The sequence below is a fragment of the Bordetella genomosp. 1 genome, from assembly GCF_002261335.1.
GTDB lineage: Bacteria > Pseudomonadota > Gammaproteobacteria > Burkholderiales > Burkholderiaceae_B > Bordetella.
In genome coordinates this window covers 100,095-122,768 of the sequence record NZ_NEVL01000003.1, presented here as the reverse complement: position 1 = coordinate 122,768, position 22,674 = coordinate 100,095, and the positions used below count along the sequence as shown (strand labels likewise).

Annotated in this window: 18 protein-coding genes; 11 read left to right on the top strand and 7 right to left on the bottom strand. The window is 71.9% G+C overall.

Translation table 11 applies throughout. From position 1 onward, the window contains the following. Position 1: 1 nt before the first annotated feature. Genes glgX through treY form a run of 4 tightly spaced genes read left to right on the top strand, consistent with a single transcriptional unit; the run spans position 2 to position 8,719 of the window. The gene (gene glgX, locus CEG14_RS09040) at positions 2–2,134 is read left to right on the top strand and encodes a glycogen debranching protein GlgX (protein WP_094826052.1); all 2,133 of its coding nucleotides are present in this window, start codon (positions 2–4) and stop codon (positions 2,132–2,134) included. Further along, the gene (gene treZ / locus CEG14_RS09035) at positions 2,131–3,957 is read left to right on the top strand and encodes a malto-oligosyltrehalose trehalohydrolase (RefSeq protein ID WP_094826051.1); all 1,827 of its coding nucleotides are present in this window, start codon (positions 2,131–2,133) and stop codon (positions 3,955–3,957) included. The genes glgX and treZ overlap by 4 nt, the downstream gene beginning before the upstream one ends. Further along, positions 3,954–6,089 carry a 4-alpha-glucanotransferase gene (malQ, locus tag CEG14_RS09030; protein WP_094826050.1) on the top strand — a complete coding sequence of 712 codons (2,136 nt, stop codon included), beginning with the start codon at positions 3,954–3,956 and terminating at the stop codon, positions 6,087–6,089. Before treZ ends, malQ begins: the two co-directional genes overlap by 4 nt. Next, positions 6,086–8,719 (top strand): malto-oligosyltrehalose synthase, encoded by a 2,634-nt coding sequence (treY, locus tag CEG14_RS09025; protein ID WP_094826049.1) that lies wholly within the window; start codon positions 6,086–6,088, stop codon positions 8,717–8,719. The genes malQ and treY overlap by 4 nt, the downstream gene beginning before the upstream one ends. Before the next feature lie 67 nt (positions 8,720–8,786). On the opposite strand, the gene CEG14_RS09020 is transcribed toward treY, so the two are convergent. Then, entirely contained in the window at positions 8,787–11,807 is a 3,021-nt protein-coding gene (locus CEG14_RS09020; RefSeq protein WP_094826048.1) for a GAF domain-containing protein, read from the bottom strand. A 172-nt stretch (positions 11,808–11,979) separates the two neighbouring features. After that, positions 11,980–12,684: a hypothetical protein gene (locus CEG14_RS26580; protein ID WP_143277183.1), complete on the bottom strand. Its 705-nt coding sequence runs from the start codon at positions 12,682–12,684 to the stop codon at positions 11,980–11,982. 140 nt (positions 12,685–12,824) lie between these two features. On the opposite strand from CEG14_RS26580, the gene CEG14_RS09010 reads away from it, so the two are divergent. Further along, the gene (locus tag CEG14_RS09010) at positions 12,825–13,367 is read left to right on the top strand and encodes a CbrC family protein (RefSeq protein ID WP_094826046.1); all 543 of its coding nucleotides are present in this window, start codon (positions 12,825–12,827) and stop codon (positions 13,365–13,367) included. A gap of 7 nt (positions 13,368–13,374) precedes the next feature. On the opposite strand, the gene CEG14_RS09005 is transcribed toward CEG14_RS09010, so the two are convergent. After that, positions 13,375–14,100 (bottom strand): TetR/AcrR family transcriptional regulator, encoded by a 726-nt coding sequence (locus CEG14_RS09005; RefSeq protein WP_256985619.1) that lies wholly within the window; start codon positions 14,098–14,100, stop codon positions 13,375–13,377. Between the two features lie 174 nt (positions 14,101–14,274). On the opposite strand from CEG14_RS09005, the gene CEG14_RS09000 reads away from it, so the two are divergent. Then, complete coding sequence (locus CEG14_RS09000; protein WP_094826045.1) at positions 14,275–14,700, top strand: universal stress protein; 426 nt, start codon at positions 14,275–14,277, stop codon at positions 14,698–14,700. Between the two features lie 42 nt (positions 14,701–14,742). On the opposite strand, the gene CEG14_RS08995 is transcribed toward CEG14_RS09000, so the two are convergent. Together CEG14_RS08995 and CEG14_RS08990 are read right to left on the bottom strand one after the other, a co-directional pair. Further along, the gene (locus CEG14_RS08995; protein ID WP_094826044.1) at positions 14,743–15,489 is read right to left on the bottom strand and encodes a class I SAM-dependent methyltransferase; all 747 of its coding nucleotides are present in this window, start codon (positions 15,487–15,489) and stop codon (positions 14,743–14,745) included. Between the two features lie 174 nt (positions 15,490–15,663). Continuing rightward, positions 15,664–16,029: a VOC family protein gene (locus tag CEG14_RS08990; RefSeq protein ID WP_094826043.1), complete on the bottom strand. Its 366-nt coding sequence runs from the start codon at positions 16,027–16,029 to the stop codon at positions 15,664–15,666. Positions 16,030–16,269: 240 nt separating this feature from the next. Here CEG14_RS08990 and CEG14_RS08985 point away from each other — a divergent pair, with 240 nt between their 5' ends. From CEG14_RS08985 to CEG14_RS26575, 3 genes are all read left to right on the top strand, one after another. Next, positions 16,270–17,238, top strand: coding sequence for an aldo/keto reductase (locus tag CEG14_RS08985; RefSeq protein ID WP_094826042.1), 969 nt, complete (start codon positions 16,270–16,272; stop codon positions 17,236–17,238). 159 nt (positions 17,239–17,397) lie between these two features. Further along, on the top strand, positions 17,398–17,805 hold the full coding sequence (locus tag CEG14_RS08980) for a DoxX family protein (RefSeq protein ID WP_094826041.1): 408 nt from the start codon (positions 17,398–17,400) through the stop codon (positions 17,803–17,805). A gap of 202 nt (positions 17,806–18,007) precedes the next feature. Next, on the top strand, positions 18,008–19,585 hold the full coding sequence (locus CEG14_RS26575) for an adenylate cyclase (protein WP_256985618.1): 1,578 nt from the start codon (positions 18,008–18,010) through the stop codon (positions 19,583–19,585). Between the two features lie 111 nt (positions 19,586–19,696). Here the strand turns inward: CEG14_RS26575 and CEG14_RS08970 are convergent, their stop codons facing one another. Continuing rightward, positions 19,697–20,242 carry a hypothetical protein gene (locus tag CEG14_RS08970; protein WP_094826040.1) on the bottom strand — a complete coding sequence of 182 codons (546 nt, stop codon included), beginning with the start codon at positions 20,240–20,242 and terminating at the stop codon, positions 19,697–19,699. Positions 20,243–20,446: 204 nt separating this feature from the next. Between CEG14_RS08970 and CEG14_RS08965 the strand changes: the two genes are divergently transcribed. Together CEG14_RS08965 and CEG14_RS08960 are read left to right on the top strand one after the other, a co-directional pair. After that, positions 20,447–21,022 carry a peroxiredoxin gene (locus tag CEG14_RS08965; protein ID WP_094826039.1) on the top strand — a complete coding sequence of 192 codons (576 nt, stop codon included), beginning with the start codon at positions 20,447–20,449 and terminating at the stop codon, positions 21,020–21,022. A 167-nt stretch (positions 21,023–21,189) separates the two neighbouring features. Next, positions 21,190–21,564, top strand: coding sequence for a hypothetical protein (locus CEG14_RS08960; protein WP_094826038.1), 375 nt, complete (start codon positions 21,190–21,192; stop codon positions 21,562–21,564). A gap of 77 nt (positions 21,565–21,641) precedes the next feature. Here CEG14_RS08960 and CEG14_RS08955 read toward each other — a convergent pair whose 3' ends face one another. Next, complete coding sequence (locus CEG14_RS08955; RefSeq protein ID WP_094826037.1) at positions 21,642–22,655, bottom strand: Bug family tripartite tricarboxylate transporter substrate binding protein; 1,014 nt, start codon at positions 22,653–22,655, stop codon at positions 21,642–21,644. Between the last annotated feature and the right edge of the window lie 19 nt (positions 22,656–22,674).

Here is a 22,674-nt window from a genome sequence, read left to right as displayed (position 1 = left end):
CATGGACTACCACAGTCTGCCCCACCTGCTGCCTGGCAGGCCCTATCCGCTGGGTGCCACCAGCGACGGCCTGGGCGTGAATTTTGCCGTGTTCTCCGCCAATGCCACCCGCATCGAGCTGTGTCTGTTCGACGCGCGTGGCCGCAAGGAACTCAGGCGTTTCGATCTGCCCGAATGCACCGACGAGATCTGGCACGGCTACCTGCCGGACGCGCAGCCGGGCCTGCTGTACGGCTATCGCGCGCACGGCCCGTTCGACCCGCGCAACGGCCATCGCTTCAATCCGCACAAGCTGCTGCTCGACCCGTACGCGCGCCAGCTGCATGCGCCGCTGCAATGGGCCGACGGCCTGTTCGGCTATCGCCTGAACCACGCGCGCGGCGACCTGAGCCTGGATCGGCGCGACAGCGCGCCGGCCATGCCCAAGGGCGTCGTGACCGACGCCACGCCGTTCAACTGGGGCGAGACCCGCCCGCCGCGCATCGACTGGAACGACACCGTCATCTACGAAGCGCACCTGCGCGGGCTCTCGATGCAGCGCGACACGCTGCGCGTGCCGATGCGCGGCACCGCCGCCGGCCTGGCCGATCCGCGCTTCATCGAGCACCTGAACCGCATCGGCGTCACCACCGTGGAACTGCTGCCGGTGCACGCCTTCCTGCAGGATCGCTTCCTGACCGAGCGCGACCTGCGCAACTACTGGGGCTACAGCACGCTGTCGTACTTCGCGCCCGAGCCGACCTACGTGCCGCACCAGGGGCCGAACGAGCTGCGCCAGGCCATCCGCCGGCTGCACGCCGCGGGCATCGAGGTGATTCTCGACGTGGTCTACAACCATACTTGCGAGGGCAACGAGTTCGGCCCGACGCTGTCGTGGCGCGGCCTGGACAACGCCAGCTACTACCGCCTGGTGCCGGGCGAGGAACGGCACTACATCAATGACACCGGCACGGGCAACACGGTCAACGTGTCGCACCCGCGCGTGCTGCAGATGATCATGGACTCGCTGCGCTACTGGGTGCAGTCGTACCAGGTCGACGGCTTCCGTTTCGACCTGGGCTCCACGCTCGGGCGCGAAGGCACCGGCTTCGACCCGGGCTCGGGCTTCTTCGACGCCATCCTGCAGGACCCCGTGCTGAACGGGGTGAAACTGATCTCCGAGCCGTGGGACATCGGTCCCGACGGCTATCAACTCGGCAACCACCCGCCCGGATTCGCGGAATGGAACGACCGCTATCGCGATGGCGTGCGCCGCTTCTGGCGCGGCGACGGCGGCGTGCGCGGCGATCTCGCCGCGCGGCTGGTGGGCTCGCGCGACCTGTTCGACCGGCGCCATCGGCGGCCGTGGGCCAGCGTCAACTTCGTCGCGGCCCACGACGGCTTCACGACGCGCGACATCGTGAGCTACGACCACAGCCACAACGAGGCCAACGGCGAGGACGGCCGCGACGGCCACAGCGAGAACCACAGCCGCAACTGGGGTGTGGAAGGCCCGACGGACGATCCCGACATCCTGGCGCTGCGCGACCGCGTGCAGCGCGCGCTGCTCGCGACCCTGCTGCTGTCCGACGGCACGCCGATGCTGCTGGCGGGCGATGAGTTCGGCAACAGCCAGGACGGCAACAACAACGCCTACTGCCAGGACAACCCCACCTCGTGGCTCGACTGGAAGCAGGCCGAATCGGAGGCCGGCCGCGCGCTCAGCGCCTTCGTCGGCCGGGCCACCGCGCTGCGGCGCGCCCACCAGAGCCTGCGGGCACGCCGCTACGGCAATGCCGACGAGGAAATCGCGCCGGGCGTGCAGGCGCTGGCCTGGTTCGACCTGGACGGCCAGCGCATGGACCAGCCCGCCTGGGACAACCCGGAAGGCCGGGTGCTGATGCTGCGCCGCGCGGCCCGCCTCGAGGACGGCCGCGTCGACGTGACGCTGCTGCTCGTGAACGGCGGCGAGGAGCCCGCCACGCTGCGCCTGCCCGAGCCCGCACTCGCGTGGCAGCGCGTGCTCGACACCAGCGCGCCCGATGCGCTGGAAGGCCCGCACGCCGAACCGGAGCTGGCGCTGCCGGCGCACGGCCTGGTGCTGCTGGCCGCGGTGCTCGCCCCCGAGCCCGAGCCGCTGGAGGGCCAGCAATGAGCACGTCCACGCCCGGCTTCGGCGCCTGGGTTCAGCCCGACGGCCGCACCCGGTTCCGCCTGTGGGCGCCCAGCGCCCCTCCCACCCTCGCGCTGGAGATCGAGGGCCGCGCGCCGATTCCGCTCGTGCCCGACGCCGAAGGCTATGCCGAGACCGTGGTCGACTGCGGCCCGGGCACGCGCTACCGCTACCGGCTCGACGACGACACGCTGGTGCCCGATCCCGCCTCGCGCCTGCAGGATGGCGACGTGCACGATGCCAGCGTCGTCGTCGCGCCCGACCAATACGCCTGGCGCCACCCCGACTGGCGCGGCCGCCCCTGGGAAGACACCGTCATCTATGAGGTGCATCCCGGCCTGGCCGGGGGCTACGCGGGCCTGGCCGCCCGCCTGCCCGCGCTGGCCGCCATGGGCGTGACCATGATCGAGCTCATGCCGATCGCCGACTTTCCTGGGCCGCGCAACTGGGGCTACGACGGCGTGCTGCCCTACGCGCCCGACGCCGCCTATGGCTCGCCCGACGAGCTGCGCGCGCTGATCGACAGCGCGCACGGCCTGGGCCTGTCGGTGATGCTGGACGTGGTCTACAACCACTTCGGCCCCGACGGCAACTATCTGCCGCGCTACGCCGCGCCGTTCTTCAATCCCGCGGCGCAGACGCCGTGGGGCGCGGCCATCGATTTCGGCCAGCCCGCGGTGCGACGCTATTTCGCCGAAAGCGCGCTGCACTGGCTCAACGAGTATCGCTTCGACGGCCTGCGGCTGGACGCGGTGCACGCGATCGCGCGCGACGAATGGCTGATCGAGCTGGCGGCGCAGCTGCGCGCGGGCGTCGATCCGCGGCGCCAGCTGCACCTCGTGCTGGAGAACGACGACAACCGCGCGTCGCTGCTGCGCGCCGGCTACGACGCCCAATGGAACGACGATGCGCATCATGTGCTGCATCATCTGCTCACCGGCGAGGCGGACGGCTACTACAGCGACTACAGCACCGAGCCCGCCACCCTGCTGGCGCGCTGCCTGAGCGAAGGCTTCGTGTTCCAGGGGCAGCCCTCCGCGTTCCGCGGCGGCCAGCCGCGCGGCGAGCCGAGCGCGGCGCTCGCGCCCACCGCCTTCGTGCTGTTCCTGCAGAACCACGACCAGACCGGCAACCGCGCGCTCGGCGAACGCCTGCAGGCGCTGGTGCAGGATCCGCAGCGCCTGCGCGCCGCCGTGGCGCTGCAATTGTTGAGCGCGCAGATACCGCTGCTGTTCATGGGCGAGGAAACCGGCACGCGCGTGCCGTTCCAGTATTTCACCAGCCACGACAACGCCGAGCTGGCGCAGGCGGTGCGCGACGGCCGCAAGCGCGAGTTCGCGGCCTTCATGGCCCGCCACGACGTGAGCGCCCTGCCCGATCCGAACGCGGCCGCCACCTTCATGGCGAGCCGGCCCGACCTGGTGCCCGCGCCCGGCGAGCCGGCACCGCATCCGCGCGCCGCCGCCTGGATCGACTACTACACCACGCTGCTGCAGCTGCGCGCGCGCCTGGTCACGCCGCGGCTGCGCGGCGCGCAGGCGCTCGGCGCCCAGCCGCTGGGGCCCGCCGCGGTACAGGCGTCCTGGCGCCTGGCCGACGGCGCGCAGCTCAGTCTCTACGCCAATCTGGGCGAGGCCGAGGCCGTGCTGCCGCCGCCGTTGCGCAAGCTCGTCAATGACGCGCAGACGGAGATCGCGTTCGAAAGCCACGCCGGCGCGGCGCGCCAGCTGGCAGCCGGCGTGCTCGCGCCTGCCAGCACCGTGTGCCTGTTGACCCACGGGACCCACGCCGCGGAGGCCCCATGAAACCCGAGGGCACCGCGCTGGGCGTGCTGGCGCGCGCCGCCGGTCTCGCCGAGCACTGGACCGATGCGCAGGGCCGGCCGCAGCAGGTCGGGCCCGATACCCTGCGCACGGTGCTGGCGGCGCTCGCGCTGCCGGCCGGCACCGACGCCGAGGCGCGCGAGAGTCTGCGCGCCCTGCAGGAACGCGACGCGGCGCCGCCGGCCCTGCTGGTCGCCGAGGCGGGCCAGGCCTGCGCCGTGCCCGGCATGACGGCGGGCGCGGCACGCGCCTATGAAATCGAACTCGACAACGGCACGCTGGCGCAGGGCGTGCTGCAGCCCGACGCGCAGGGTGCGCCCTGCATCGTCACGCCGAGCCGGCCGGGCTACCACGTGCTGCGCCTCGGCGAGCGCAGCCTGCGCCTGGCCGTGGCGCCGAACCGCTCGGCCCAGCGCCCGATCCCCCCGCGTGCCTGGGGCCTGGCGGCGCAGGTCTACAGCCTGCGCTGCGCCGACCCCGCGCGCGTGGCGAGCCGCGCCGGCTTCGGTGACTTCGCCGCCCTGCGCGAGCTGGCCGAGGCCGCCGCCGCGCGCGGCGCGCAGGCCCTGGCCATCAGCCCGGTGCACGCGCTCTACAGCGCCCATCCCGAGCACGACAGCCCCTACTCGCCGTCGAGCCGGCTGTTCTTCAACCCGCTCTACGCCGACGCGGCGGCCGTGCTCGGCCACGCCGCCGTGGAACGCGCCTGGCAGGCCCTGCCCGCGCGCGAGCGCGAGCGCGCGGCGGCGCTCGAGGCGCGCCAGCAGATCGACTGGCCACGCGCGGCGCGGCTGCGGCTGGCCCTGCTGCGCCAGCTGCACCGCGATTTCGCGCGCGCGCCGGCCGCGCTCAAGCGCCGCTACGCCGGCTTTCGCGCGGCCGGCGGCCAGGCCCTGCGCGACCACGCCGTGTTCGAGGCGCTGCATGCGGAACACACCGAGGCGCTCGGCAGCCCCGCCGTGGCGCATTGGCAGCAATGGGCCACGCCGCTGCGCGATGCGCGCTCGGAGGCCGTCAGCGCCTTCGCCGTGCGGCGCGAGGCGGACGTGGATTTCCATTGCTTCGCGCAATGGCTGACCACCGCCAGCCTGGGCGAAACCCAGCAGGCCGCGCGCCGCGCCGGCATGGGGGTCGGACTCATCACGGACCTGGCCGTGGGCGCCGATCCGCGCGGCAGCCAGACCTGGAGCCGCCCAGGCGACTTCCTGGCGCAGCTCTCCATCGGCGCGCCGCCCGACATCTACAACCCGCTGGGCCAGGCCTGGGGCCTGTCGGCCTATTCGCCGACCGCGCTGCAAAGCCAGGGCTACCAACCCTTCATCGATCTGCTGCGCGCCAGCCTGCGCCACGCCGGCGGGGTGCGCATCGACCACATTCTGGGCCTGGCGCGACTCTGGCTGGTGCCGGGCAATCAACCGGCCGAGGGGGTCTACCTGCGCTACCCGCTCGAAGACCTGCTGCGGCTGGTGGCGCTGGAAACCTGGCGCCACGAGGCCGTGGCGATCGGCGAAGACCTCGGCACGGTGCCCGCAGGGATGGGCGAAGCGCTCGCCAGCGCGGGCGTCGCCGGCATGAGCGTGCTGTGGTTCGAACGCGGCGCGGCGTCCGAGGGCCAGGCCGCGCCATTCCTGCCGCCCGACCAGTGGCCCGCCAGCAAGGTGGCGCTCACCACCACCCATGATTTGCCGACGGTGCGCGGCTGGTGGAGCGGTCGCGACATCGACTGGCGCGTGCGCCTGAATCTGCTGGGTGCCGACGAGACCGAGGAAACGTTGCGCGCGCAACGTGACGCCGACCGCGATGCGCTGTGGCACGCGCTGCAGCCCGACCCGGGCCGGGCGACGCCACGCGCCGCGCCGCTGGCCCGCATCCTCGGCCACGTCGCCGCCACGCCCGCGCCTCTGATGCTCACCGCGCTCGAAGACCTGTGCGCCGCGACCGAACAACCCAATCTGCCGGGCACGGTCGAGGGCCACCCGAACTGGCGCCGCCGCCTGCCCGCCCGCCTGGCGCAACCCTTCACGCAAGCCGCGGTGCAACGGCGCGCCGCGCTGCTGCAGCAGGCGCGCCCCGGCGCCCCCGACGACAACGCCCCGCCCAAGGAGACCCGATGAACACCCCGCGCGCCACCGCCCGCCTGCAGCTGCACGCAGGCTTCACCCTGGACGACGCGCGTGCCCAGGTGCCCTATTACGCGGCACTCGGCATCAGCCATCTCTACCTGTCGCCGATCACCACCGCGCGCGAAGGCTCCACGCATGGCTACGACGTGGCCGACCATACCCAGGTCAGCCCCGCGCTGGGCGGCATTGCCGCGCTGCGCCGCCTGGCCGAGGCGCTGCGCGAAAGGCAGATGGGCATCATCGTCGACATCGTGCCCAATCACATGGCGGCGCATCCGCAGAATCCCTGGTGGCACGACGTGCTCAAGCACGGCGCGGCCAGCGCCCATGCGCACTGGTTCGACATCGACTGGAACTCGCCCTCGCCGGCGCTGCGCGGCAAGGTCCTGCTGCCGGTGCTGGGCGACCCCTACGACGCGGCGCTGCGCGGCGGTGGGATCCGGCTGGCGTTCGACGCCGAGGCGGCCCGCTACGTGATCGAGGCCGGCGGCACCGCGCTGCCGCTGGCCGAGGGCAGCCTCGATGCGGGCGCCCTGCCCGACGCGGTGCTGGCCGCACACGATCCGGCCGAGGCCGCGGGCCGCGCGCGCCTGCACGCGCTGCTGGAAAACCAGCACTACCGCCTGTCGTGGTGGCGCTGCGCCCCCGACCAGATCAACTGGCGCCGCTTCTTCGAGGTCAGCGAGCTGGTCGGCGTGCGCGTGGAGCTGCCGGAGGTGTTCGACGCCGTGCATGCGCTGACGCTGCGGCTGTACGGCGCCGGCCTCATCGACGGCGTGCGCATCGACCACATCGACGGCCTGGCGCAGCCCGCCGCCTATTGCCGCCAGCTGCGCACGGCGTTGCTCGAGGCGGGCGCGCACCGCGATGCGCAGGGCCTGCAGACCGAACCCTACATCGTGGTGGAGAAGATCCTCGCCCCCGGCGAAGCGCTGCCCTCGCACTGGCACGTGCAGGGCACGACCGGCTACGACTTCCTCGACCAGGTGGGCGCGCTGTTGCACGCGCCCGCGGCCGAGGCGCCCTTCACGGCACTGTGGCAGCGCCTGGCGGGCGACGCGAGGCCGGTGCACGCGCAATGGCTGGCCGCGCGCGACCGCATGCTGCGCCGTCACTTCGTGGTCGAGCGCCGTACGCTGGCGCGCGTACTGGCCGAACTGGCCCAGTCGCACACGGCCACGCGCGACTGGACCGAGGCGGCCATCGCGCGCGCGCTCTATCTGTTGCTGCGCCATTTCCCGCGCTACCGCACCTACGCCGGCGAGCACGGCCGCAGCCCGGCCGACCAGGCGGCCTGCGACCTGGCCCTGACCGCGGCGCGCGCCGATGCCGAGGGCGACCCGGCCATGCAGGCGCTGTTGAAGGAGCTGGACAAGTGGCTGAGCGGCGCGCCGCTCACTGACGACGATCCGGCCCGCCAGCGCCTGGCCGCGCACGCCCTGCAACGTTTCGAGCAGCTCACGCCGCCGCTGGCCGCCAAGGCGCTCGAAGACACGTTGTTCTACCGCTATGCGCCGCTGCTCTCGCGCAACGAGGTGGGCGCCGAGCCCTCGGGCTTCGCGCTTTCCGTCGAGGACTTCCACGCGGCCTGCGCCCAGCGCGCGCGCGACTTCCCGCAGGCCATGATCGCCACCGCCACACACGATCACAAGCGCGGCGAGGACGTGCGCGCCCGGCTGGCGGTGCTGACCGAAACCCCCGCGCGCTGGGTGCGCTGGGCGCGCGACTGGGTGGCCGACGCGGGCGCCGCCACCCGCGTGCATCCGGCCGACCGCTATCAGCTGGCCCAGACCCTGGTGGGCGCCTGGCCCGACGGCCTCGCGCCCGATGACGCCGCCGCGCTCGAGCCCTGGTTCGAGCGCGTGCTGCAGTGGTGGACCAAGGCCCTGCGCGAGGCCAAGCTGCGCACCAGCTGGACCGATCCGGACAGCGACTATGAATCCGCCTGCGCCGACCTGCTCCGGTCGATGGCGCCGGGCGCGCCGCTCGCGCCCCTGTTGCAGCGCGCGGCCGACCTGGCCCGGGACATCGCGCCGGCCGGCCGCGTCAACGGCCTGGCGCAGACCCTGCTGCGCCTGACCACGCCGGGCGTGCCGGACCTGTACCAGGGCACCGATCTGTGGGACCTGAGCCTGGTGGATCCGGACAATCGCCGGCCGGTGGATTTCGCGCTGCGCGCCGCCCTGCTCGAGCGGCCCCTGCCGCCCGGGCGCATCGCGCCGCAGGCGTGGGCGGACGGCAGCGTCAAGCTGCATCTGCTGCGCGCCGCGCTGGCCAGCCGCCAGGAGCGCCCCGACGTGTATGCGCTGGGCGGCTACACCCCGCTCGCGGTCCAGGGACCGGCTGCGGCGCATGTGGTGGCGTTCCTACGCGAGCATGCCGGCCGTGCGGTGCTGGTGGCGGTGCCGCGCGGCTGCGCGCGCCGCCTGGCCGGCCTGCAGGACGCCAAGGCCGCGCGCCTGCTGCGCGACACCCGGATCGCGCTGCCGGCGGCCTGGGCCGGCGCGCCCTGGACGGACGCGCTTGCCGACGGCGCGCCCGCGGTGGCCTCCGACGGCGACGGCATCGCGCTCGCCACGCTGTGGCAAGCGCGGCCCGTGAGCTTGCTGCACGCGGGATAGCCGGAAAGAAAAACGGGCGGGACGGCGACGTCCCGCCCGTCGGGCGGTCTTGCGTGATCAGGCGCGATCAGGCCCGACGCGGGCCGGCCGCATCCGGATCCTGCGCCTGCGCGGCGCGCGCCTGCTGCTGGCGCAACACGCGGCAGACCCGATCGGTCAGGTCTTCCATGTGGAACGGCTTGACGATCAGCTCCATGCCCTCGTCCAGGAAGCCCTTGCCGCGCGCCGCGTTCTCGGCGTAGCCGGTCATGAGGATCACCTTGACCTGCGGGTGCGTGATGCGCGCCGCATCGGCCAGCTGGCGGCCGTTCAGGCCGGGCAGGCCCACGTCGGTCAGCAGCACGTCCACGCGCGGCGCCGCGCACACCATCTGGCGCCCCGCCTCGCCGTCGGCGGCGGTGATGACCCGCACCTGCAACTGCTCCAGGCTGGCGCGCACCATCTCGCGCACGCCCGCGTCGTCTTCGACCAGCGCCACCACCGCGTGCGGATCCCCCACCGGGCCGGTGCTGGCCTCGAGCGCCTCGGGCGGCGCGTCGGCCACGGCGCCGTCGTAGCGCGGCAGGTACATCGTGACGCTGGTGCCGCGGCCCAGCTCGCTCTGGATCACCGCGATGCCGCCGGCCTGCTGGGCGAAGCCGTAGATCATCGACAGGCCCAGCCCGGTGCCTTCGCCCAGCGGCTTGGTGGTGAAGAAGGGATCGAAGGCCTGGGCCACCACCTCGGGCGACATGCCGCAGCCGGTGTCGATCACCGACAACGCCACGTACTCGCCCGGCACCAGCTCCGGATACTGGCGCGTCATGCCGGCGTCGAGCCGGCGGTTTTCGGCGCGGATGCGCAGCGCGCCTCCGTCGGGCATGGCGTCGCGGCCATTGATGACGAGGTTGAGCAGCGCGTTTTCGAGTTGGTTGCCGTCGCAACGAACGCCCGCCAGGTCGGGGGCGAATTCGAACTCCAGCGTGACGTGTTCGCCGATGTAGCGGCGGAACAGGTCTTCCATCGAGGTCAGCACGCGTGCGGGGCACAGCGGCTTGGGATCGATGGGCTGGCGCCGCGAGAAGGTGAGCAGCCGCTGCGTCAGGCGCGCGGCGCGCTCGGTGGACTCCATCGCGGTGTTGATGAAGCGGTCGACCTCGTCGACCTTGCCCGCGTTGAGCTTGCGCCGGATCAGGTACAGCGCGCCGGAGATGCCCTGCAGCATGTTGTTGAAGTCGTGGGCGATGCCGCCCGTCAGGCGGCCCACCGCCTCCATCTTCTGCGACTGGCGCAGCGCATCGGCGGTCTGGGCCAGGGCCTCGCTCTGGATCTTGATCTCGGTGTCGTCGCGGCCGGCCAGATACAGCATGCCCTGGGTCTGGGCCAGGCTCCAGGTGATCCAGTTGTAGCTGCCATTGCGATTGAGCAGCCGGCTCTCGAGATGGCGCGCGCCCAGCTGGCCCGGCTGCGGCGGGCTGAACGCGGCCAGCGTGTCGGCCAGGTCGTCGGCGTGCACCAGCTCGGCCAGCGGCATCGACAGGAACTGGTCGGGACTCCAGCCCAGGATGGCGCGCACCGCCGGGTTCACGCTGATGAAGCGCCCCTCCGAGTTGACCACCGCCAGCAGCTCGGGCGAGAGGCGCCAGATGCGGTCGCGTTCGGCGATGGCGAACTCCACGCGCTGCTCCAGCATCTTCGAATAGCCGGCGCGCTCGATCGCGTCGCAGACGCGTTCGGCGACCTCTTCGATGAAGGCGATGTCGCTGCCCTTGATGCGGCCGGCCTCGCTGGGCCGCACGTACAGGGCGCCGCCCACGCGGCCCCAGCGCCGCAACGGCACCGCCAGCGCGCTGGGATGGGCCGTGCCGGTGGCGCTCGTGAGGAACGGCGCCAGATAGGCCGTCTTGCCGTTGCGCACGGCCTCGTGGAATTCGCCGCTGAGCTGCTGCGCCAGGCCCTCGGCCGTGACCTCGTCCTCGCCCTGCGACAGCCAGCAGGTCGACAGCGTGATGCTGTCGTCGGCCTCGACGTCGACCACGGCCGCCATGCCCAGCCCGAGGTGACGGCCGAGCGCCTCGCACGCCGTCGTCTCGATCTCGACCTGCCCGGGCAGGTTGCGCAGCGTGTCGCCCAGCGTCAGCAGGAAGCTCTTGCGATGCTGGCCTTCCCAGAGCTCGGCCTCGGCGGCCTTGCGCGCCGACACGTCGAGAAACAGCGCGGTGAGCTGGTCGTGCCCTTCGCGGCGCGCGCGGGCCTCATACCAGCCCTCCGGTGGGCCCGGCACGGCGATCTCGAACTGGGCCGGCTCGCCGGTCTCGACCACGTTGATGAAGGTCTGCATGACCTGCTCGGGCACGCGCGGGAACATCTCGCGCATGGTGCGGCCCAGCGTGTTGCCGGCGCGCAGCCCGCTCTGGCGCTCGAGCGCGGGATTGACCTCCAGGAAGCGGAAGTCGCAGATCTTGCCGTCGCGGTCGCGGATCGCCTCGCTGAGGAAGAAGCCTTCCTGCATGCGTTCGAAGATGCCGCGCCAGCGTTCGCTGCTCTGATGCAGCGCGCGTTCGGTGACGTGCCGCTCGATCGCGAGCGCGGCCGTGCGCGTCACGAGCGCGATCGCGTCGATGTCCTGCGCCGAGGGCGTGTGCGGCACGGCGTAGTAATTGGTGAACACGCCGAGGACGCGGCCGTCGGTGGCGCGGATCGGCGTGGACCAGCAGGCCTGCACCCCGTGCGCCTGCGCCAGGTCGCGCCAGGCGGTCCAGTTGGGATGGCGGGAGATGTCGTCGACATAGACCGGCGACCCGAAATAGGCCGCCGCGCCCCACGAGGCCACGGTCGGCCCGACGGGCGCGCCCTCCAGGCTCTCGAGAAAGGCCTGCGGCAGGCTCGGCGCCACGGTATCGACCAGACGCTCGCCGGTCTCGTCGAGAAACGCGATGGAGGTGCGCAAGGTGATGCTGGACTGGGCCTCGACCGCATGCAGCACGTACACCAGCACATCGGCCAGCGGCACGCCCGCGGCGATCCGCTGCAGCATGACCCGCTCGTCTTCGAGACGCGCGAGCGTATCAGTCCATGGATTGCTGACGCGGTCGCCCTTGCTCAGCATGGTTGGCCTCCCGGGCCGTAATACACGTACATCCCCACCACCGCCTTGACTCCCCCCGACCCCGCACCCGGATGGCGCCTCGTGTCGAACCAGCACTGTATTGCGTATGGCGGCTCCCGCCAAGTCCGCAGCGCGCGAGCCAGGGGTCTCATCAGCAAGTGGCGTGCCGCGCTCAGATCCGCGGCGCGGGGTGCACGGGATGGGCGTAGTAGCGCACCGCGCCCGCGTCCTCGGGCAGCCAGGCGCCCGGATGGCCGCCGAAACCCTGGGCGAGCGGGATGGCGAGCGCATTGCGGGCGCCGGCCTGCGTCACGAGCGGGCCCGCCTCGCGCAGCGCCTCGGCCGAGCGGTAGCCGGGGCGCACGATGGCGATATGGCCGGCACGGCGCGGGTCGGGGTTGGCGAACACGGCCAGCACCAGCTCGCCCCGGTTGGCGGCCGTCTGCGCCGCCGCGGCGCCCGCCACCGCGGTCCAGCCGGCCGCCCCGCCCGCAGGGCTGTCCAGCCACTGGGCCTGGGCATTGGCGAGCAGGCGCTGGCCGTGCTCGGGCGGACGCAGCAGGTAGATATCGAGCTGGGCGCTCAGGCTCGCCGCAAAGGCCGAGCAATGGGTGTGCGGGCCGCTGCCCGGCGCCCAGCGCCCCAGGGCCTCGCCAGTCTGCCAGTCGACCCGCCACCCGGGCAGCCAGCGCTGCTCCACGCCGCTGCCGTCGAGAAAGCGCGCCAGCACGGCGCCCGCGGGCGTGACCGGGCCACAGCAGCTCGACACCCACTCGGGCGAGGCGCCCTGCGGATGGGCGTGTGCCGCCGGCAGGCCGAGTGCGGCCTGCGAGAGGAGGACGGCGAGGCCCAGGCGGGCGAAGAGGAATCGCGGCACGGCGTTCGGCATAAACGGCTGAGAGGACGCCATCGTAACCGCCCCCGCCGCCGCGGTCGCCCATACTTCGGCATGGTCGGGTAAGCTCGAAGGCGCGGTGCGCCCGCGCCGCCTGCCCATCCGGGACACGAGGAGACGCCATGGACCTGCCCACCTTCAAGTACCACCCCCACCCCCTGGCGACCGGCAGCATCGTCGAATCCGACAATCCGTGCGTGTGCTGCGGCCAGGCGCGCGGCTTCGTCTACGCCGGGCCGGTCTATGCCGAGGACGACTACGACGAATGCATCTGCCCCTGGTGCATCGCCGACGGCTCGGCCGCCGAACGGCTCGAGGCCAGCTTCACCGACGACGAAGGCATCGGCGGCGCCCCCTGGGACGAGGTGGACGACGAGATCATCGAGGAGGTGGCGCAGCGCACGCCGGGCTTCGGCGGCTGGCAGCAGGAACGCTGGTGGACCCATTGCGACGACGCCGCCGCGTTCATCGGCCACGCCGGCCAGGCCGAGCTGCGCGCGCTCGGCCCCGACGCCATCGCCGCGATCCGCGACGACACGGGCCTGCCCGAAGGCCCGCAGTGGCAAAGCTTCTTCGAGGCCCTCAGCATGGACGAGCCGCCCACCGCGTATGTGTTCCGGTGCCTGCATTGCGGCGCCTACGGCGGCTACCAGGACGCCACCTGAACCGGCCTCAGCCGTTGCGTGGCGTCAGCAGTTCGATCAGCAGGGCCGCGTGCGCGGCGCGGCGTTGTTCCAGCGCGGGCCCCGCCTGCGGCGCCTGCAGCAGCGACATCACGATGCCGTGCAGCAGCGGCGACAGCACCAGCCACGGATGCTGGTCGAGCACGGTGGCGCGGCACAGGCCGCGCTCGCGCGCCCGCGTGAGCATCGCCGTGATGGCGCGCAGCTGCTGCTCGACCGCCTGCTCGCGCCAGCGTGCGATGAGCGTGGGCACGCGGTGGTTTTCGGTGAGCAGCAGGCGCAGGATGCGCACCCGGTCGGGGTCGGCCATCCAGGCGTAGGTCTGGTCGAGATAGCGCGCGACCAGGTCGGGCAGATCGGCCGCCTCGTCGGCCAGCGCGGCGGCATCGAGCGGCAGCGGCGCGAGCGCGCGCTCGAGCAAGGCCTCGAACACCCGCTCCTTGCTGCGGAAGTGCGCATACAGACCGCCCTTGGACAGCAGCGCCTGCTGCGCGATGTCGTCCATGCGCGTGTCGGCGTAGCCGCGCTCCGCGAACAGATCGAGCGCCGCGTCGAGGATCTGGTGCATGCGCAGGGCCGGCGAGAGCCGGCGCCGGGGCCCGCGCGCGGCGCGGCTGCCGGCGGGCGGAGTGGCGAGACGAGTGTCCATGGTGCAAAGCGGCGCGAAGCCGGTGGAAAACGGGATGTCCCATTGGAAACCGACCAGCCGGTTCACTCCTTGATCTGCATCAAGGGTTGGCACCGGCACCGGGCGGGCTGCGTGCGACTTGATCGCGCGCAAGGCGCGTGCCGCCCGCTTTGCTATCCTGGAATGGCAGGTCCGAGCGGGGACCGCCGGCGCACGGGGCGCCGGTGCCGACCCCCGCCGACATAAAAGGAGAAGGTCATCATGCTGAAGATCCTGGTTCCCATCGACGGCTCCGAAAGCGCCCTGCGCGCGCTCGACAACGCCATCACCATGGCCAAGGAAAGCGCGGGCGCCGAGCTCTACCTGCTCAACGTGCAGGTGCCCATCGTGTCCGGCCACGCCAAGATGTTCCTGCGCAACAACGAGGTGCAGGAGTATTACGAGATCGAGGCGAAGACGGCGCTGGAAGGCGCGCTGGCGCGCGTCGAGGCCAGCGGCGTGCCGTTCCACAGCGAGATGCGCGCCGGCCAGCTGGGCGAGACCATCGTGGCCTATGCCAACGAGAAAGGATGCGACCGCATCGTGATGGGCACGCGCGGCCTGGGCGCCGTGGCGGGTCTGGTGCTGGGCTCGGTGGCGCGCAAGGTCATCCACCTTGCCGACGTGCCGGTGACGCTCATCAAGTGAGTCGCGCCGGCGCGCGCGGGATCGGCGCGCGCCGGCGCTTTTTCATTGGGCTTGCCGGCGGCGTGCCGACATGACGAGCCAGCGTCCGTGCAGGGCCTGGTCGCGCGCGGCATCGGCCCAATAATTCTGTTCGGTGGCATCCTGCGCACGCCGCTGGCGGCCCGACAGGTACATGCGGGCCGGCCAGGCCAGCATCCGCTCGGTCCAGCGCCGCGGCTTGGGCTCGTCGACCTCGTGCAGCCGGATGTCTTCGAGGCCCACGCTCTCGAAGAACAGATGCAATTGCGGATACGACAGCGGGAAGAACGGAATGTATTCGCCGCGCTGACGCCCGACCGAGGGCCGGAAGCCGGCGTGATAGCCGCGCAGCAGGAACTGCAGCCGCGAGCCCAGGTACCAGGTGTTGGGCGTGGTGATGATGATGCGGCCGCCCGGCCGCACGGCGCGCGCGAAGCCTTCGAGCAGCAGGCCCGGATTGCGCACCAGGTGCAGGGCCTCGGCGCAGACCACCGCATCGAACTCCGCGCAGTGCGCCGGCAGCGGCGTCTCGAGATCGTGCTCGCGCGCGCTGGCGTAGCCATCGCCCTCGAGCGGAAACTCCCACAGCGACAGCCCCTCGACCTGCACCGGCTCGCCGCGCCGCCGCAGCGCGTGGCCCAGCCAGCCCTGCCCGCACGGGGCGTCGAGCACGCGCTGCGCCCGTTCGGCCTGCAGTATCGAAAGCACCGTGGCGTGATAGGGCTTGATGGGATGGCGTTGGGCGTCGTCGTGATAGCGGCGGGTCGGCATGGGCTGTCGGCGGGGTCTCTATCGGAGGGCGGAGGAACGCGGGGCAGCAGGCGTGCGCGCCCCGGGGTGCGGCCCCATGGTGCACGATGTCGCGTATCCGCGCCACCTCGTCATCCCCCATATCTGACCGACAGAAAAACATTGCCAACACCGGATACGGCCCGGCCCGCCCCCTCAGGCCGGGTGGAACACCCGCAGACGATGGCCGTCGGGGTCGAGCGCCACGAAGCTGCGGCCGAAATCCATGTCGGTGGGGGCCTGCAGGATGGTGAGGCCGTGTTCGCTCCAGGCGGCATGGGCCCGATCCACCTCGTCGGCGCTGGTGACGACGAAGCCGAGCTCGGTGGCGCCGGCCGTGGCCCGCACGGTGGGCTGCACGGCGTGGCGCGCCCAGAGCCCCAGCCGCAGGCCCGAATCGAGCGCAAACATGGCGAAGGTGGGCGAGGCCTCGACCGGCTCGCGCTGCAGCACCGCGCGGTAGAACGCCGTGCTCGCGGCCGGGCTGTCGACATACAGAATGGTGAAGCTGGGTTCGATCATGACGGCCTCCCGTGCCGCGTGCAGCAGCGGCGGATGCCGATGCGATGGCGGCCATCCTACCGCCGCGTGCTGTCAGAAACTGGCAGCAGCGTGCGCGGGGCCGGCGCGGTCCGCGCGTCCGGCTGGCGGTCGCCGCGCATGGCCGAATCTGCCCCATGGATGGGGGATGGGCAAGGCGCGCCACGCGTGGTCTACTGATCCGCACGCCGCGCTCGTCTGGCGGCTCCACGCGGAGGCCCGATGCCCGACCCGATCCCGCCCGCCGGCCACGCGCCGGCCGATCCCCAACGGGCGCGCCTGCTGCGCGCCGGCCTGGCCGCCTGCATGCTGGCCGGCGGCCAGGCCATGCTGCCCGCGCGCGCGCAGGCGCCGCAGGGCGCCGCCGCCGCGCTCGCGCGCCGTCCGATTCCGGCCAGCGGCGCGGCCCTGCCCGTGATCGGGTGCGGCACCTACATCGGCTTCGACATTCCGGCGGGCGACCCGCGCCGCGCCGAGCTCGAAGGCGTGGTGCGCACGCTGGTGCAAGGGGGCGGCTCGGTGCTCGACAGCTCGCCCATGTACGGCCGCGCGGAGGCCGTCACGGGCGAGGTGGTGCAGGCGCTCGACGCGCGTCCCCGCACCTTTCTGGCGACCAAGGTCTGGACCCAGGGCCGCGAGGCCGGCATCGCCCAGATGGAGGATTCGTTTCGCCTGCTGCGCACCGACCGCATCGACCTGATGCAGATCCACAACCTGCTCGACTGGCGCACGCACCTGCCGCAGCTGCGCGACTGGCAGGCGCAGGGCCGCATCCGCTATCTCGGCATCACGCACTACACCTCCAGCGCCTACGACGAGGTCGAGGCGGTGCTGCGCCAGGAAAAGCTCGACTTCCTGCAGATCAACTACGCGGCCGACGACGATGCGGCGGCGCGCCGCGTGTTGCCGCTGGCTGCCGAGCGCGGCGTGGCCGTGCTCATCAACCGGCCGTTCGGCGGCGGCGGACTGCTGCGGCGGCTGTCGGGCCGGCCGCTGCCCGGCTGGGCCGCCGAGATCGGCGCCACCTCGTGGGCCCAGGTGCTGCTCAAGTTCGTGCTGTCGCAGCCGGCCGTGACCTGCGCCATTCCCGGCACCGCGCGCGTGGCGCACATGCGCGACAACCTGCTGGCAGGCACGGGTGAGATTCCCGTCTCGACATGGTGGGACGACAAACGCGATGCGCTGCGATGAGCTCATGCCTTTGTATGGCTATTCCACATGCCCGCAATTTGCAATAATGTGCGCGCTTTTTCGGAACTTTCTGATGCAGCAGGGTTCTGACTGCCCGCCTGCGATGCACGTGGCGCCGTCACCTGCTTCCTAACACTTACTCTAGTCGAGTTCCCCACCATGATTAAATCCGACGACACTGGCAAGCTGATCCTGCGCCTGACCCTGGGCATCCTGATCCTGCTGCACGGCCTGGCCAAACTGAGCTCCGGCGTGGGCGGCATTGCCGGCATGCTCTCCTCGCACGGCCTGCCCGGGTTCCTCGCCTACGGCGCCTACGTGGGCGAAATCCTCGGCCCCCTGCTCATCATCCTCGGCATCTACACTCGCCTCGGCGCGCTCATCATCGCCGTCAACATGGTCGTGGCGCTGCTGCTGGCCCACACCGGCCAGCTCGGTTCGCTGAATCCGCAGACCGGCGGCTGGCAGCTCGAGCTGCAGGGCATGTTCCTGTTCACGGCCATCGCCCTGATCTTCACCGGCGCGGGCCGGTTCAGCCTGGGTGGCTCGGGCGGCCGCTACAACTGATCGCACGCACTCCGGAAAGCCGGCCTCCCTCGCGGGACGCCGGCTTTTTCGTGCGCCGCGCGTGCCGCTTTACATCTGTCATGCCCGGTCACCGATAAAAGGTGTTTCGCAGCCATTACAAGGGCGCACGATTCGCCGGCGCGGTGGCCTAATGAACATGTCCAGACTCGGGGCCGCCTGTGCGGTCCATCGGGAAAGCATCATGAAAACCGTACGTCTCCTCCCTTTGCGCCTGCGCCGCGGCACCGCCGTCGGCGTGCTGGCTGCCGCCCTGCCCGCCCTCACCGCCTGTGTCCACGCGCAGACGGCCGATCCGGCCTACGCGCCGGGCTACGACCCCGCCTACGACAGCGGCGCCGTGCAACAGGGCGTCGATCCCGCGGCCGCCAATGTGGCGCCCATGACGGCGACGCAGGAGGCGCCCCCGCCGCTGCCGGTCTATCAGCAGCCCGCCGTGCCGGGCGACGGCTACATGTGGGTGCCGGGCTATTGGGCGCGCAACGTCTACGGCTTCTACTGGGTGCCGGGCGCGTGGGTGATCGCGCCCTACACCGGCGCGCTCTGGACGCCGGGCTACTGGGCCTTCGACGGCGGCTGGTATCGCTGGCACCCGGGCTATTGGGGGCCTCACGTCGGCTTCTATGGCGGCATCAACTACGGCTTCGGCTACCTCGGCTTCGGCTACGTGGGCGGCTACTGGAACAACAGCCGCTTCTACTACAACCGCAGCATCACCACGGTGAACGTCACGCGCGTGAAGTACGTGTACGAGCGCCGGGTCGACGTGCGCGACTACGACCGCAACCGCATCAGCTACCACGGCGGGCCGCGCGGCATCCAGCGCGGCCCCTCGCCGCAGGAGCTTGCCGCGCGCAACGAACAGCATCGTCCGCCGACCCGGGCCCAGCACGATCACGCGATCTGGGCCGGCAATGACCGCGGCCAGCGCTTCGGCCACGGCAACGCGCCGGGCCGCATGGTGGACGACCGCGCCATCGGCGGGCCGCGCGACGGCAAGCGTTGGGACGACCCGCGCCCGGGCAACGACCGCAACGATCGCAACGATCGGGGCCCCGGCCGGCCCGACGACGGCCAGCGCCCGGGCAACAACCGCCCCGGCCAGGACTGGACCAACAATCCGTCGCAGCAATGGACCAACAACGCGGCCAACCCCTCCGGCAACCGGCCGCAGAACGGCCGGCCGGATGGCGGGCAGAACGGCAACCGGCCCAACCCGGGCCGGCCCGACGCGGGCCAGACCCAGCCCGGCCGCCCTGACCAGACCGCGCCGCGCCCGAATCCGGGCCGCCCGGACAACGGACAGCTGCAACCCACCCGACCCGACCAGGCCGCGCCGCGTCCCAATCCGGGCCGTCCGGACGGCGGCCAGCTGCAGCAGGGTCGACCGCCGCAGGGCAATAGCGTCGGCACCGGCGGCAATGGCCGGCCCGATGCCGGCCGGCCGCAGCAGAATCGCCCCGACACGGCGCGCCCCGAGGGCAACCGCCCGGGCAACGGATTCGGCGGCCAGCAGCCGCGGCCCCAGCCGCAGGCGGCACCGGCGCCGCGCCCGCAAGCCGAGCGCACGCAGCCGCGTGAAAGCCGGCCCGCGCCGCAGCAGCAGAGCCGGCCCGCGCAACAGGAAAGCCGCCCCGCGCCGCAGCGCGAAGCGCGCCAGGCGCCCGCCGGCGGTGGCGAACGTCACGGCGGCGGGAATGGTGGCAACGGCGGCGGCAACGGCGGCGGACGCGGTGGCGACCGCGGCGATCGCGGCAACTGAGCCACGCGCGACCCCGCCCGATTGGTTGCGGACACAACGAAAAACGGCACCGGGATTCCGGTGCCGTTCTGCTTGCACGCGGCGCCGGCGGACGGGCCGCCGGCCGCGTGATCAGCGCTTGCCGAAGTTGCTCTTGAGCGCGGCCATGTCGCTGTCGTAGTTGCGACGCGCTTCGGCCTCGCAACCCTTGCGCTCGGCGGCGCCGAGCGTGCGGCACTGCTTGCGCGATTCGTCGTAGCCGTTGACGGCTTCCTTGCGCGCGGTTTCGTAGCGCTGCTTGTCGGTCACGTCCTCGCGGCGCCACTGCGGCGGATCGCCAGGCAGGGCGACGGGCGCGGGGGCCGGCGTACCCATGGACGGCGCCGTCGACGCGCCAGGTGCGGGCGGGGGCGACTGATAGGCCGGCGCGGGCTGCTGGTAGCCGGGACGCGGCGCAGCCGGCGCGGGCGGCGGCGACTGATAGCCCGGCTGCGGCGTCTGGTAGGTGGGCTGGGCGGGCGCCGGATAGGTGGGCGCGGGCGTGCCCGTGGGTGCGGCACCCGGCTGGGCCGGCGGTTGCCAGGATTGGGCGTGCGCGGCGCCTGCGCCGAACACCATGGCAGCCATCAACGTGGCCGAGAGCACCGAACGGACACGCGGTTTCTTGAACTGAGTCATGAGATCCTCCTTGTCGTGGCGACGCGGTTGAGACCCTTTTAGACTCCCCGATTGGCCGAAGGCGGTCAACGCATCGGCGTAAGCGAATGTGTACGGGAGCGGTCGGAAACTGGACCGGCGAAACATCTGTCTATAAATTAACGCAAGGCCTGCCAGGATTGCGACAGAAACCCCGTCGCCGCTGGCCGCAAGGAGCGCCACCCCATGTCTCGAGATCCGTTTTCCCGCCGCGTGTCGGCGCTGGCGCGCCGCGCCGCCCCGCTCGCCCTGGCGTGCGCGCTCGTCGCCGGCGCAGCCCAGGCGGCGTTGCCGGTGGGCGCCGCCGCCCCGGCCTTCAAGACCCAGGCCTCGCAAGGCGGCGAGGTGTTCGGCTTCGATCTCTCGGCCGCGCTGGCCAAGGGCCCGGTGGTGCTGTACTTCTACCCCGCCGCCTTCACGCAGGGATGCTCGCTCGAAGCGCGCGCCTTTGCCGAAGCCATCGAGCAATACCAGGCGCTGGGCGCCACCGTGATCGGCGTGTCGGCCGACGACATCGAGACCCTGAAGAAATTCTCGGTGAGCGAATGCCGCGGCAAGTTCGCCGTGGCGGCCGATGGCGACAGCCGCATCATGCGCGCCTACGACGCCGTGTCCGACCGCAATCCGCAACGCGCCACGCGCACCTCGTACGTGATCTCGCCCGAGGGCAAGATCCTCTACGAGTACACCGACATGAATCCCGAGCACCACGTCACCAATACGCTGAAGGCGCTGCAGGACTGGAAGGCGAAGCGCTCCTGAACCGGCGCGCCGGAGCGCCGGGCCGCCGGCCCGGCGGCCGCGATCGTTCGCATTCCTGCGACCATCATCTTGCGGCGGTGCCTTTTTTCAGCGAAACGGGCATCCCGGGCACGGCGCTTGCCATGGGATGGGTGCGGCATCCTGTACGCACCCACTGGAGTGACACCATGCACCTGACTCTCAATCGCAAGCTGGCTCTTTCCGTCGTCGCGGCGCTGACCTTCTCGGGCGCGGCCCTGGCGCAGAGCGCCACCCCCACCGCCCCGTCCAAGACGCCGAACGATTCGACCGCCGCACAGCCGAACCGGCCGCTGCCCCAGGGCACGCAGACCCCGGCGCCGGGCACGCCGAACCGTGATGGCATGCAGCACAACAAGAACGACGGCATGCAGCACAACAAGAGCACCACGGGCAAGCACGACGGCATGCGCTCGAATGACGGCACCAGCTCGACGACGGCGCCCAACGCCGCTGCGCCGCGCGACCGCAACACGCCCAACTCCCCGGGCTCGAACTACCCGAACACGGGCGGCTCGAAGTAAGGCTTACCGCCGCTTCGGCAAAAACGACATGGCGGCCCACGGGCCGCCATGTCGTTTCAAAGTTCATCGCAACGCGCTCAGGCGATGCCGGTGGCACCCACGAGTTTCACCAGCGCGCCCCACTTCTCGTATTCCCGCTTGAAGAACGCGTCGAGCTCGGCGGCGCTCATGGGCGCATAGGGGGGCACGCCCTCGCCTTCGAGCCGATCGTGCACGGCGGGATCCTGCAGGGTGCCCTGCACCGCCTCGCGCAGCTGGGTCACGATGGCGGCCGGCGTGCCGCGCGGCACGCAGAACGCGTTCCACGTGACGATGTCGTAATCGGTCTTCAGCACCTCGGCCACGGTCGGGATCTCCGGCGCGGCCTTCAGGCGCTCCCTGCCGGACACGGCAAGCGCCACCAGGCGCCCCGCCTTGACCTGCGGGCCGACCACCGACCAGGCATCGAAGGCGAAGGTCAGCTGCCCGCCGGCCAGGTCGGTCAGCACCTGCGGTCCCTGCTTGTAGGGCACATGCAGCAGGTCGGGCACGCCCAGCTTCTGCGCCAGCACGTGGCAGGCGATGTGGCTGGAGGTGCCGTTGCCGTTGGAGCCATAGCTCGCGGCCTCGGGCCTGGCCTTGACGTGCGCGGCCAGCTGGTCGAGCGACGTGATGCCCGAGGCCGCGGTGACCACCAGCACCACCGGCACCTGGATCGTGACGGCGACCGGCTCGAAGGCCTGGATCGGATCGAACGGCAGGTTCGAATACACGTGCGGATTGATGGCGAAGGTGCTGGCCGTGCTGTAGAGCAGCGTCTGGCCGTCGGGCTTGGCGCGGGCCACCGTGGCCGCGCCGATGTTGCCGCCGGCGCCGGCCTTGTTCTCGACCACGATGTTGCCGTTCAGGCGCTTGGCCAGGCCGGTGCCGATGAGGCGCGCAACGATGTCGGTATTGCCGCCGGGCGCGAACGGCACCACGACGGACACGGGCTTGTCCGGATAGCCCGAGGCGGCCTGCGCGGCACGCCACGGCAGGCCGGCGGCGCCCGCCAGCGACAGCAGCGGCAGGCCGGCGAGTTGCGCGCACAGGGCGCGACGTCGATGGTTCATGATGTGTTTCCCCTTGTGT

What these genes read in the sequence shown, in the direction of transcription:
- glgX (WP_094826052.1), top strand. Translation starts at nt 2, where the DNA reads ATGGACTACCACAGTCTGCCCCACCTGCTGCCTGGCAGGCCCTATCCG.
- treZ (WP_094826051.1), top strand. Translation starts at nt 2,131, where the DNA reads ATGAGCACGTCCACGCCCGGCTTCGGCGCCTGGGTTCAGCCCGACGGC.
- malQ (WP_094826050.1), top strand. Translation starts at nt 3,954, where the DNA reads ATGAAACCCGAGGGCACCGCGCTGGGCGTGCTGGCGCGCGCCGCCGGT.
- treY (WP_094826049.1), top strand. Translation starts at nt 6,086, where the DNA reads ATGAACACCCCGCGCGCCACCGCCCGCCTGCAGCTGCACGCAGGCTTC.
- CEG14_RS09020 (WP_094826048.1), bottom strand. Translation starts at nt 11,807, where the DNA reads ATGCTGAGCAAGGGCGACCGCGTCAGCAATCCATGGACTGATACGCTC.
- CEG14_RS09010 (WP_094826046.1), top strand. Translation starts at nt 12,825, where the DNA reads ATGGACCTGCCCACCTTCAAGTACCACCCCCACCCCCTGGCGACCGGC.
- CEG14_RS09000 (WP_094826045.1), top strand. Translation starts at nt 14,275, where the DNA reads ATGCTGAAGATCCTGGTTCCCATCGACGGCTCCGAAAGCGCCCTGCGC.
- CEG14_RS08995 (WP_094826044.1), bottom strand. Translation starts at nt 15,489, where the DNA reads ATGCCGACCCGCCGCTATCACGACGACGCCCAACGCCATCCCATCAAG.
- CEG14_RS08990 (WP_094826043.1), bottom strand. Translation starts at nt 16,029, where the DNA reads ATGATCGAACCCAGCTTCACCATTCTGTATGTCGACAGCCCGGCCGCG.
- CEG14_RS08985 (WP_094826042.1), top strand. Translation starts at nt 16,270, where the DNA reads ATGCCCGACCCGATCCCGCCCGCCGGCCACGCGCCGGCCGATCCCCAA.
- CEG14_RS08980 (WP_094826041.1), top strand. Translation starts at nt 17,398, where the DNA reads ATGATTAAATCCGACGACACTGGCAAGCTGATCCTGCGCCTGACCCTG.
- CEG14_RS26575 (WP_256985618.1), top strand. Translation starts at nt 18,008, where the DNA reads ATGAAAACCGTACGTCTCCTCCCTTTGCGCCTGCGCCGCGGCACCGCC.
- CEG14_RS08970 (WP_094826040.1), bottom strand. Translation starts at nt 20,242, where the DNA reads ATGACTCAGTTCAAGAAACCGCGTGTCCGTTCGGTGCTCTCGGCCACG.
- CEG14_RS08965 (WP_094826039.1), top strand. Translation starts at nt 20,447, where the DNA reads ATGTCTCGAGATCCGTTTTCCCGCCGCGTGTCGGCGCTGGCGCGCCGC.
- CEG14_RS08960 (WP_094826038.1), top strand. Translation starts at nt 21,190, where the DNA reads ATGCACCTGACTCTCAATCGCAAGCTGGCTCTTTCCGTCGTCGCGGCG.
- CEG14_RS08955 (WP_094826037.1), bottom strand. Translation starts at nt 22,655, where the DNA reads ATGAACCATCGACGTCGCGCCCTGTGCGCGCAACTCGCCGGCCTGCCG.